This is a genomic window from Winogradskyella poriferorum, assembly GCF_036553625.1.
Lineage (GTDB): Bacteria > Bacteroidota > Bacteroidia > Flavobacteriales > Flavobacteriaceae > Winogradskyella > Winogradskyella poriferorum.
Window position 1 is genome coordinate 391,434 of record NZ_JAZHOU010000001.1, and the last position, 12,199, is coordinate 403,632.

Below are 12,199 nucleotides of genomic sequence, written 5' to 3' on the forward strand. Positions count from 1 at the left end.
ATTGAGTCGCTTTTTTATTTTAATAATTAAGTAAAGCTTCAATCTTTGCTTTCACCTTTTCAGTTGAAGGAATCATTGTTTGTTCTAATGTTGAATTCAATGGAATTGCAGGCATATTTTCACTACCAATTGTCATTACTGGTGCATCTAAATATCTAAAGCATTCTTCCTGAATTTTCCCAGATAAGGCTCTTGCAAAACTGTTGTTACTTGGCTCTTCAGTTACCACTAAACACTTGCCTGTTTTCTTAACCGACTTCATTATTGTTGCTTCATCTAGAGGATACAACGTTCTTAAATCGATAACTTCTATTTGATCTTTTAAACCCAATTCTTCTGAAGCATTCATTGCCCAATGCACACCCATTCCGTAGGTAACAATCGTGCAGGTTTCTACATCGTCTTGCTTCCAGATTTCTTGTAACACCCAAGCTTTTCCAAAAGGCAATACGTAGTCTTCAGCAGGTTCTACAGATGTTGCACCTTGTGTTCCTGGTACTTTAGACCAGTACAAACCTTTATGCTCAAAAATAACTACTGGGTTTGGGTCGTGATATGCGGCTTTCATTAAACCTTTTAAATCAGCACCATTACTTGGATAAGCAATTTTAACACCTCTAATGTTAGTGACTACACTTTCTACAGAAGATGAATGGTAAGGTCCACCACTACCATAAGCACCAATTGGCACACGCAAAATCATACTCACAGGCCATTTACCGTTACTTAAATAACAGCTACGACTCACTTCGGTAAATAATTGATTGAGTCCTGGCCAAATATAATCGGCAAATTGAACCTCAACAATAGGTTTTAATCCAACCGCACTCATACCAACCGTAGAGCCCACGATAAAAGCTTCTTGAATTGGTGTATTGAAAACACGGTCGTCACCAAATTTCTGTGCTAATGTTGCCGCTTCTCTAAATACACCACCAAGTCGTCCACCAACATCTTGTCCGTAAAGCAGACATTCCGGATGCTTGCGCATCAATTCTTCAACAGCGAATAAGGCACAATCTACCATCACGACTTTTTCTGCACCTTCAGGCGAACGCTCACCCTTTTCCTCGGTAATTGGTGTTGGCGCAAAATCGTACGTAAATAAATCTTTAGGTGTTGGGTCTTCAGCTTTTAAGGCTTTTTGAAAATCATTTTCAACCAAGGTTTTTATTTCCGCTTCAATAGTATCAATATCGTTTTGCGTGAAACCATTATCTAACATTTGCTGTTTTAAAACTGGATATGGATCTCGAGATTTTGCTTCTTCCAAGTCATCACGATACCATTCCATACGTACACCAGATGTATGATGATTCAATAACGGCACTTTAGCGTGAACCAAAAACGGACGACGTTCTTCTCTTATGGTTTTTATAACTTCTTCTAAAGTTTCATAGCTTTCAATAAAGTTAGCACCATCTATGGAAATGGCTTCTAATCCGTGAAAACCCTTTGCATATTCCGCAGCATTTTGCGCTCTGGTTTCGGCTTCGTTGGCTGAAATATCCCAACCATTGTCTTGCACCAAATATAGAATTGGCATTTGCTTTAAAGCAGCCATTTGAAAGGCTTCTGCAATTTCACCTTCGGTTACTGATGCGTCACCCAAACTACAAACCGTGATTGGATTTAATTGCGATTCTTTACTATCATTCTGAACAACATTTGAATTTTGAAGTCCTTGCTTTTCCAAATATTGCATTCCCATCGCAACTCCTGTTGCAGGAATAGCTTGCATACCTGTTGCTGAGGATTGATGCGGAATTTTAGGCTTATCAGCATCTTTTAAACTCGGATGTGAATAATAGGTTCTTCCACCAGAAAATGGGTCGTCTTTTTTAGCTAACACCTGAAGCATTAGATCGTAAGGCGTCATACCAAAAGCTAACAACATGGCATCGTCTCTATAATACGGAAATGCATAATCTTGAGGTAACAATTGCATTCCTAAAGCAGTTTGAATAGCTTCGTGACCACGTGATGTGGCGTGCACGTATTTTGAAACTACTTTAAAGTTGGCTTCATACAATTCTGCCATTGTTTTGGCGGTTACTAAATTGGTAAACCCTTTTTTTAATATGTCTTTATTCATCATTATATCTATTCGTCAGTTCGAGTGAAGTTGCCTCAAGCAATTTTGTATCGAGAACTTTATTATTACTTCTCGATACAATTTGCTCTTTCCTCACAAATCACTCGAAGTGACGTTATCTTTACACTAATTCCTTTTCAACCTTTATCATCCAGTTGAATTTATCTTCAATTTTTCCTGTTTTTATGGCATTTAGCGTGTCGTTAACCTCTAATCCTACCGTACTTTCGTCAGAGACGTGAATGTCGCCATTTTCTGTGCCAATACTCTGAATGTAAGCAATACCAACAGCTGTCCCTGTTCCGAAAGCTTCCTCTAAAAGGCCTTTTTCTGATGCTTCACGGATTTCGGTAAGCGTGATTGGACGCTCAATGACTTCAAAACCTTTATCTTTTAAAATATCGATAACGCTCATTCTGGTAATTCCATCGAGAATAGCGCCATCGCGACGTGGCGTGATGAATTTTCCATCAATTTTGAAGAAAATATTCATTGTTCCCACCTCTTGAATGTACTCGTGCTCAACAGCATCTAGCCACAATACTTGGTCATAGCCTTTTGCTTTTGCCAATTCCGTTGGACGAATTGCTGCTGCATAATTTCCAGCTGCTTTTGCTTCGCCTGTACCACCATCTACGGCACGAACGAATTTCTTTTCTGCCCACAATTTTATACGCTTGCTGAAAAACGGTCCTGCTGGCGATGCCATAATGATAAACTTGTAACTTGTGGCTGCACGCATACCGATAAAGGCTTCATCGGCATACATAAACGGACGTAAGTATAATGCACTACCGTCTTGTGGTGGAATCCACGCTTTGTCCATAGCCACGAGCTGTTTTAAGCCTTCTACGAATAATTCTTCTGGAACATTTGGCATTCCCATTCGGTCTGCACTAAAGTTTAAACGCGCTGCATTTTTATCAGCACGGAATAGCATTGGTGTTCCATCAGAATCTACAGTCGCTTTCATGCCTTCGAAAATGGCTTGTCCGTAATGCAACGCCATTGCTGCTGGATGTGTTGGAATTAAAGCTAACGGTTCAATTCTTGGGTTTTGCCATTCGCCATCTTTATAATCGCAGATAAACATATGATCTGTGAAAGAGGTTCCTAATGGTATGTTATTGAAGTCGATAGTATCGACTTTTGATGTTTCTATTTTTTTGATTGAAATATTCATATTTATGTTTTTTCATCAGTTCGAGTGAAATTGTCTTTAGCAATTTTGTATCGAGAACTATTTTACTGCTTCTCGATACAATTTGCTCGTTCCTCACAAATCACTCGAAGTGACGTCATTTTTATATTGTTCTATTCGTATCAAATTGCTCTAAATAATCAGCAACTCTTCGCACAAAGCTTCCACCTAGGAAACCATCTACGACACGATGGTCGAAAGACAGAGATAAGTACATCATACTTCTAATAGCGATTTCGTCGCCTTTTTCAGCTTCGATGACTTCGGCGCGTTTTTTAATAATTCCTAATGCTAAAATGGCCACTTCTGGTTGGTTGATTATTGGTGTTCCCATAACGCTACCAAACGTCCCAACATTAGAAATAGTGAACGTGCTGCCTTTGATATCGTCGCCACTCAACTTGTTTTCTCTTGCTTTTCCAGCGAGTTCGTTTACGTTTTCAGCTAACGTTTTTAAGTCTTTAGTATCAGCATTTTTCACTACTGGTACAATTAAATTTCCACTTGGTAATGCTGTTGCCATACCAATATTAATGTCTTCTTTTACAATGATATTGTTACCATCTACAGACGCATTGATATTTGGAAAATCCTTGACCGCTTTAGCTACTGCTTCTACAAACAATGGTGTGAACGTTAGTTTTTCACCATATTTTTCCTGAAAAGCAACTTTATTGTCATTTCGCCAATTTACCATATTGGTTAAGTCAGCTTCAACATAAGCCGTTACGTGTGGCGATGTATGCTTGGAATACACCATATGATCTGCAATCATTTGACGCATACGATCCATTTCTACAATCTTTCCTTTGCCCTTATCGAACGTTAGTTGCGGAATACGATAAGCTGTTGGATCTTGAACCACTGGTTGCGCAAACTTGTAAGGCCTTCCGTCTTCGATATAATTAAAGACATCGCTTTTTCTTAATCGTCCTTCGTTTCCGGTTGCTGGGATTCTTGCTAATTCTTCAAAACTAATATGATGCTCCTTTGCAATGGAAATGATTAATGGTGAAAAGAATGAAGCCCCTTCTGACTTCCCCAAAGGGGAAGAAACACTCGGCACTGTATAACTTTGCTTATGCTCTTTTTTAGGTTTACGCTTTGAATTCGGTTTCTCACTTTTATTCGATGAGACAGTTTCTTCTTTAGATTTTTGCTTCGAACTAGATGCTTCTACGTCTAAAACAGCAATAACTTCACCAACTTTTACCACATCTTTTGCTTGGTATTTGGTTTCAAGCAACGTTCCTGCTGCTGGTGCTGGCACTTCGTTATCCACCTTATCTGTGGCTACTTCTAATATGATATCGCCTTCATCGAAAGAATCGCCTTCATTGATTAACCAATTAATGATGGTTCCTTCAGTGATGCTCTCGCCCATTTTGGGCATTTTTAGTTCAAATTTAGACATAGTCTTTATCTTCAATTTAGATTCCACATCAAGTGCGGAATGACTAAACGCATTAACTAGCGTTTGTTAGTTGATACTTTTATTTTTAAATCGAGTAAACTTATTTTGATAGTAATTACTTATAAACTTCTCGATACAATTTTCTCGTTCCTCAAAAATCACTCGAAGTGACGCTGAACTTATCTAATCTTTAGATTCCTGCCTGCGCAGGAAATATTCCCTTAAGGTGTCATAAGCACCTACTTGGATTTTCATATTTTCTGGAACTTCGCGTAATGGCTCAACGGCTTTTAGACTGTTATGGCAATCTTGCGGCAACTGCTGATATAACTGCGTTCCTTTAGTTTTCCAAGCAATCATCTCATCGCTTACCTGCTTGATGACTTTGGCGGGATTACCAACCACCAAACTACGTGGTGGAATTTTAGTTTCGGCCTTAACAAATGCCATGGCTCCAACGATACTTTCATCTCCAATTTCGGCATCATCCATAATTACGGTATTCATACCAATGAGACAGTTACGTCCTAAATTGGCTCCGTGAATGATGGCTCCGTGACCAACGTGTGCACTTTCTTTTAGGGTAATAGATTTACCTGGAAACATATGCACTGTACAGTTTTCTTGCACGTTAACGCCATCCTCTAAAATGATTTGTCCCCAATCCCCACGAATGGCAGCACCTGGACCGATGTAACAGTTTTTGCCAATGATGACATTGCCAGTGACTGCTGCCAACGGATGCACGAAACTACTTTCATGCACGACTGGTGTGTATCCTTGGAATGCGTAGATCATATAGCCCCTTTTAATTTCCCCAGAGGGGGAAAACACTCCTGTGCTTTTATTGTTACGTGTTCTTTCATTTACTCTATTTACTAGTTCCTTCCCTCTGGGAAGGTTAGGATGGGCTTATCTTTACTTAAATCGTTTTAATGTTTCTTTTGTAAAATCACTTAATACCAAGCGACCACTAATGGCTGCTCTTTCAGCTAGAAGCGTATCCCAATCTTCGGTACCTTGCCAAAAGATTTTCTTCATTTCTTTCATTGCTTCCGGATTGTAGTTGCAAAGATCTTCAGCAAAGGTTTTTACGGCTTCGTCTAATGCTTCTGTAGTATCAAACACTTGTGTAAATAAGCCTTTTTGTTTTGCCCATTCTGCTGGATAAAAGGTATTGGCATCAATGGCGATTTGTGACATTCCGCTTAAACCTAACTTGCGCTCTACAGCTGGACCAACCACAAACGGACCGATACCAACGTTTAGTTCACTCAACTTTATGGCTGCAAATTTTGTTGCCATACAATAATCAGTTGCCGACGCAACTCCTACTCCACCTCCAACGGTTTTTCCTTGCACGCGACCAATGATAAATTTTGGACATTTTCGCATCGCATTAATCACGTTAGCAAATCCTGAAAAGAAGACTTTCCCTGTGGCTTCATCATCGATATTGATAAGCTCATTAAAACTTGCTCCAGCACAAAATGTTCTATCGCCTCCACTTTTAAGAACGATGACTTTAATGTCATCGTTACCACCAGCGTTGGTGATAGTTTGTGCTAATTCAGCTAGAATATTTCCTGGTAATGAGTTATGCGCAGGATGAAAAAATTCAATGTATCCTACTTGGTTTTCTATGGTTTGTTTTACGTATGGTTGTTGTTCTGACATAATTATATTAATCCAAATTGTTCAAAATGATGGTTTAAATGTTTTCTTTCGAGCAAGTAAGATTCGTAACGATTCAACTCGCCAAATACTAAATTCTTCAATTTAGCATCTGGATTTTCCTTGAAAAACTCGATGTATTTTTTGCGTTGTTCCTTAAACTTCTCAATCGCTGTTTCTAAATCTTGATGTTTTAAATCGTCTAGCGTGTCTTTTTCTAACTGTGGAAATTGAGAATTTTGTGGAAACTTTCTATAGTTATACAAGCTTGCGTGCACCTTGTCTAAAATCTTCTCTGGTGTGGCAATTTCAAAATCTTGAATTTCGCCTGATGCAATTTTATAAGTGTATTCTAAATGCTCAATCATATGTTGAGGCGTCATAATTCCCCATTTTGGTTTAGCGTCTGCTTTTAACTTTGATAAGCATTCGTTGATTTTTTCTTCGGTCATTTCAACAAAGGTTTCTTGCTTTTTCTGAACCATTGTTAAGATGGTAGCCACGGCAACCAACGGACTGTCTTTGTCTGTTTTTTGACTTTCTGGTCGGTTTTCAAAATTAGCATCAAAAACCTCAACGTGCCATTTTACAATACCACTTGGATGCTCGGTTGATGAGACATCTCTATCCACTTTTTCCTTACAGGTTAAACGCACATAAATGGTATCATTGTGGTATAATGGTCTTAAAAATCGGATAGAATCCAAACCGTAATTTGCCGCTACAGGACCTTTATTTGGATACACAAACAATCCAGCTGCAGCCGAAATTATAAAATAACCGTGCGCTGTTCGTTTTTCAAAAATACTTCCATCTAAAGAAGTAATATCTGTATGTGCGTAAAAATGGTCCCAAGTTAAATTGGCAAAATTCTGAATATCAGTATCCGTAAGTGTACGCTTATGCGTTTTTAAAGACATTCCTGGTTGAATATCTTCCCAATGGTACTTAAACGGATGGTCTTCAGCTTCCTTATATTTTGCATTTTGCTGATATATGCCAGTGATTTCTGTAATTGTTGATGGTGTTCCTTGAATGGCTGTACGTTGCAAATAGTGTTTAATACCACGCATTCCTCCCATTTCTTCTCCACCACCAGCACGTCCTGGACCTCCGTGAACCAAGTACGGTAACGGCGAACCGTGACCTGTACTTTGTTTTGCCATTTCGCGATTAATCACCAAAATTCTTCCGTGATGACTTGCGGCATTTACAACATAATCAGTTGCAATGTTATCATCATAAGTTGCAATAGAAGACACTAACGACCCTTTACCCATTTGCGCTAATTGCACAGCTTCGTCCATTGACTTGTATGGCATAATGGTACTTACTGGCCCAAACGCTTCGCGCTCGTGAACAACATTATTTCGGAAAGGATTATCTGTTCTAAACACCACTGGACTGATGAATGCACCTTTATTAGCATCTGCTCCAATGGTTTCAATATTATCTAAATTGCCATAAACCATTTCAGCTTCTTTGCTGATATCTGCAATAGAACTTTTTACAGCTTCAACTTGTTGTTTGCTTACCAATGAGCCCATCCGTACTTCTTTAAGTCTTGGGTCTCCAATGGTTACTTTATCGAGTTCTTTTGCTAATGCAATTTGAACATCTTCAACTAAATTTTCTGGAACGATAATGCGTCGGATGGCTGTACATTTTTGTCCGGCCTTTACCGTCATTTCCTTTCGAACTTCCTTAACAAACAAGTCGAATTCTGGTGTTCCAGGAACTGCATCTTCCCCTAAAATTGACGCATTTAACGAATCGGCTTCCATAGTAAAAGGCACAGATTCTTCAATTAATCTTGGATGCGCTTTTAATAAGCGACCTGTTGCTGCCGAACCCGTAAAAGTTACGACATCTTGAGATTCAACCGTATCTAAAACAGTTTTTACGGTTCCGTTTATGATTTGAAGTGCGCCTTCTGGTAAAATACCTGAATTGATAATTTCTCTCGCTACAGCTTCAGCCAAATAAGATGATGATGGTGCTGGTAAAACCACTGCTGGCACACCAGCCATCCAGTTTACAGCACACTTTTCTAACATTCCCCAAACTGGGAAGTTAAATGCGTTGATATGTACTGCAACACCTTTTTTTGGCACCATTATATGATGCGCCATAAAGCGTCCTCCACGAGATAAATCGATTGGGTCGCCTTCTACGTGAAACGGTTTGTTTGGAAACAATTTTCGTAATGATGCGTTGGCAAACAAGTTACCAAAACCACCTTCAATATCTATCCAACTATCTACACGCGTTGCACCAGTTCTGTAACTTAAATCGTAAAATTGTTCTTTGCGTTTTGTAAGGTAAAGTGCCAATTTTTTGAGCATATTACCACGCTCTTGAAACGTCATTTTACGAAGTACTTCGCCTCCTTTAGTGCGTCCGTAATTAAGAACTTCAGGAATATCTAATCCTTCAACAGCCCAATTTGTGAAGTGTTCGCCTGTTATGGCGTCGTAAATTGGTGCTCCTTCTTCTTTTCCTGTAGTCCACTGTCCTTGGACGTAGTGTTGAATTTTGTTCTTCATCTTACTGTTTAAGATTATGTATTATCGACTTTGTATTTTTTTGGAGCAGTTCCCCTATCATTAATCTACTATCTTTAATCGTTTGCATTTAACTCAATTATCTTTTTTATCCAATCTTTATCATTGTTTAGTAGGACATCTGGTCTTATGCCAACTTGTTCGTACTTTAAATAATCATTTTTAATCACTTCTATGGAAAACGCATATTGAATAGAATTACAATTTAATCTTCCTGCTATCCCTTCATTTCCATAACCATATGATACTGCCCCTTTTGAATTCTCACCAACAATAACAGTGCGCTTATCGTCTTTTAGCCGAAGTGTACTTATTTCAGCAGCACTAGCTGTTAAAAAATTGATAAGCACATAAATTCTCTTTATTTCTTTTGTCTTTCTTAAAAGTCTAATAAGTGATTTTGTTTGTAATAAAGAACCACCTCCATTGTTTCTTAAATCTATAATTAAGTAAGGCTTGACTAATTTTTGCTTTAAATCGTTGTAAAACGTATCAGCTTCATCCATTAGCTCATATGTTCGCTTAAGGGATTTGATATTTATATAGTCATGATTAGCGTCTAAAGATTTAAAGCCGAAATTTTCTTCGTGTTGTTTATAAAAATGATATGTATTGTCTTTATTCCAAAAGGTGTTTCCTATTCTATTGTTCTTTATTTCAATATTGTTATTGTATACGAGTAAGCCGTTTTTATAATGCTCGAATATTTCAAATTTCCCTTTTGAAGTTTTGTTGAGCTTTAATCTTATGGTTCCATTTTTCCAAATATCAGAATCTGAAGTATCCATAACACCCAACCAACTCGAATTTGAATGTTTTATAAGTTTTATAGTTTCGTTACCCGAATAGTAAATTCCAGAAATTGAGTCTGAGTCAATAACATCATCAACTTCTCTTTCATAAAACAAAGGCTTAAATAAATCGGCTTCAGTCTTTTGATAAATTATATTGTGATTATCTTTTATAAAGGAAATGTATTTTTGAAGATACCCTAAACAAAAATAATCCTTTAGACTATCTTCATTAATTTCCTTTATTATTTGACTTTTCCATTCTTCAAACCTGAATTCATCTGATTTAGTTTTAATCTGAGACTTATAGCTCTTGGCTACCTTAATCTTTTTGGAAACCTCTTCTAAACTATTTAGGCAATCACAGCTTTTATCCTGACCAGAGGATATATTAGTAAATAATAGAATTAATAAAATCAGAATTTTATTCATGTAACGAAAAACAATAATTTAACTCATATTTTCAATAATAGCTGCATAGCCTTGCCCTACGCCAATACACATCGTTACCAATGCGTAGCGCTTGTTTTGCTCTTTGAGCTCTAAAGCCGCTGAATAGGCGATTCTAGTGCCTGTAACGCCAAGCGGATGGCCAATTGCGATAGAGCCTCCATTAGGGTTGATTCTTGGATCATTGTCTGCCAATCCCCAAGCTCTGGTGCACGCCAATGCTTGCGCAGCAAAGGCTTCATTGAGCTCTATAACGTCGATATCGTCCATTGTTAATCCGGCTTTTGCCAAAGCTTTGTTGGACGCCTCAACTGGACCGATGCCCATAATTCGCGGCTCTACACCCACGACAGCAGAACTCACGATGCGCGCTAAAGGCTTTAGATTGTATTTTTTTACTGCCTCTTCTGAAGCGATAATGGTTGCTGCTGCTCCGTCGTTTAATCCTGATGCATTTCCTGCGGTTACGCTTCCGCCTTCTTTTTTAAAGGCTGGTCGTAATTTGGCTAAAATCTCTTTTGATGTTGTTGGTTTTACAAATTCGTCTTTTGCAAAAACGATTGGGTCTTTTTTACGTTGAGGAATTTCGACAGGAAGAATTTCTTTTTCTAATCGTCCGTTTTCCTGTGCTTTAGACGCTTTCACCTGGCTCCAATAGGCGAATTCATCTTGATCTTCTCGTGAAATATTATATTTCTCTACAAGATTTTCAGCAGTAACTCCCATGCCGTCCGTACCGTACATTTCGTGCATTTTTGGATTTACAAATCTCCATCCAAAACTACTGTCGTACATTTTAGCATCAGTACCAAATGCACTCGATGGTTTTGCAATAACATAAGGGCCGCGTGTCATATTCTCAACACCTCCTGAAATAAACACATCGCCATCTCCTGCTTTTATCGCTCTGTTTGCGTGAATAATTGCTGACAAACCAGAACTACATAATCTGTTTACAGTTTCTCCTGGAACTGTAAATGGCAATCCTGCTAAAAGTGATGCCATACGAGCTACGTTACGATTATCTTCTCCGGCTTGATTAGCACAACCCAGAATAACATCGTCGTATGCTTCTTTTGGAATGCTTGGGTTTCGTTTTACGATTTCTTTAATTACCAAAGCTGCTAAATCGTCTGTTCTTACAGCCGATAATGTGCCTTTGTAATTTCCTATTGGTGTTCTTATGCCGTCTATTATGTATGCTTCTTTCATCTTGAATGCCTGCGAAAGCAGGTATCTTATTATTTGTTATTCCTAAATATTTTATTTCCTAAATTCCAATTCAAACTTAAATCAGCCCAACTAGGATTCATTTCTTCTATTAATTTAATCTTCCAATCTCTCTTCCACTTCTTGAATTGAACTTCTCTAATTGACGCCTTTTCACCATTTTCAAATTCTTCAAAATAAACTAGAATCTCACAATTGTATCTAGCTGTAAAAGATTTTGGATAAACTTTTAATTTATGTTCTTTAACTCTTTCATCTAAATTATCAGTTACTCCTATATAGATTACTCCATTTGGCTTGTTTGCCATAATATAGACGTACCAATATTTCATTTATTCTTTATTATGAGATTCCTGCCTTCGCAGGAATTTCATTCCCAATCTTTTTGAGTGCGATAAACAACACCTTTAAAAAGTGCTACCAGTTCATCTCCTCGTTTTACTTCTACAATATTAAACCCTAGTCTGTTTTTTACGTTTTCTATCACAGATTCAGCGACTAAATAATCTCCTTCATTTAATGCTTCTATATGGTTGATGCTGGTTTCTATGGACACAGCAAATTTTCCGTGTGTATTCGCCGCAAAACCAAAAGCGGTATCTGCCAATGCATAACTAATTCCGCCGTGCGCTTTTCCCATACTATTCAACATTTCCTTACGAACCGTCATTGCCACGCGACAACGACCGATTTCGCATTCTAGGATTTCGATGCCTAACCAAGTGCTAAATGCATCTTGACTTAACATTTTATTTGGAATTTGTTCTCCTTTCATACTTC

Annotated in this window: 10 protein-coding genes; all 10 read right to left on the reverse strand. The window is 38.1% G+C overall.

The window, feature by feature from the left end; all coding sequences use genetic code 11:
- Positions 1 to 19: 19 nt before the first annotated feature.
- Entirely contained in the window at positions 20 to 2,095 is a 2,076-nt protein-coding gene (locus V1468_RS01825) for an alpha-ketoacid dehydrogenase subunit alpha/beta (protein WP_331808549.1), read from the reverse strand.
- A gap of 121 nt (positions 2,096 to 2,216) precedes the next feature.
- Positions 2,217 to 3,284 carry a branched-chain amino acid aminotransferase gene (locus tag V1468_RS01830; protein WP_331809337.1) on the reverse strand — a complete coding sequence of 356 codons (1,068 nt, stop codon included), beginning with the start codon at positions 3,282 to 3,284 and terminating at the stop codon, positions 2,217 to 2,219.
- Positions 3,285 to 3,399: 115 nt separating this feature from the next.
- Entirely contained in the window at positions 3,400 to 4,710 is a 1,311-nt protein-coding gene (locus V1468_RS01835; RefSeq protein ID WP_331808550.1) for a dihydrolipoamide acetyltransferase family protein, read from the reverse strand.
- Positions 4,711 to 4,893: 183 nt separating this feature from the next.
- Positions 4,894 to 5,508, reverse strand: a complete 615-nt coding sequence (locus V1468_RS01840; RefSeq protein WP_331808551.1) for an acyltransferase — start codon at positions 5,506 to 5,508, stop codon at positions 4,894 to 4,896.
- A gap of 120 nt (positions 5,509 to 5,628) precedes the next feature.
- Positions 5,629 to 6,387: an enoyl-CoA hydratase/isomerase family protein gene (locus V1468_RS01845; RefSeq protein ID WP_331808552.1), complete on the reverse strand. Its 759-nt coding sequence runs from the start codon at positions 6,385 to 6,387 to the stop codon at positions 5,629 to 5,631.
- A 2-nt stretch (positions 6,388 to 6,389) separates the two neighbouring features.
- Positions 6,390 to 8,930, reverse strand: coding sequence for a phenylacetic acid degradation bifunctional protein PaaZ (gene paaZ, locus V1468_RS01850; protein ID WP_331808553.1), 2,541 nt, complete (start codon positions 8,928 to 8,930; stop codon positions 6,390 to 6,392).
- Between the two features lie 74 nt (positions 8,931 to 9,004).
- A complete protein-coding gene (locus V1468_RS01855; protein WP_331808554.1) occupies positions 9,005 to 10,171 on the reverse strand; it encodes a S41 family peptidase in 1,167 nt (388 codons plus the stop codon).
- 18 nt (positions 10,172 to 10,189) lie between these two features.
- The gene (gene pcaF, locus V1468_RS01860; protein ID WP_331808555.1) at positions 10,190 to 11,401 is read right to left on the reverse strand and encodes a 3-oxoadipyl-CoA thiolase; all 1,212 of its coding nucleotides are present in this window, start codon (positions 11,399 to 11,401) and stop codon (positions 10,190 to 10,192) included.
- Between the two features lie 29 nt (positions 11,402 to 11,430).
- Positions 11,431 to 11,751 (reverse strand): GIY-YIG nuclease family protein, encoded by a 321-nt coding sequence (locus V1468_RS01865; RefSeq protein ID WP_331808556.1) that lies wholly within the window; start codon positions 11,749 to 11,751, stop codon positions 11,431 to 11,433.
- Positions 11,752 to 11,789: 38 nt separating this feature from the next.
- Positions 11,790 to 12,194, reverse strand: coding sequence for a PaaI family thioesterase (locus V1468_RS01870; RefSeq protein WP_331808557.1), 405 nt, complete (start codon positions 12,192 to 12,194; stop codon positions 11,790 to 11,792).
- Positions 12,195 to 12,199: the final 5 nt, after the last annotated feature.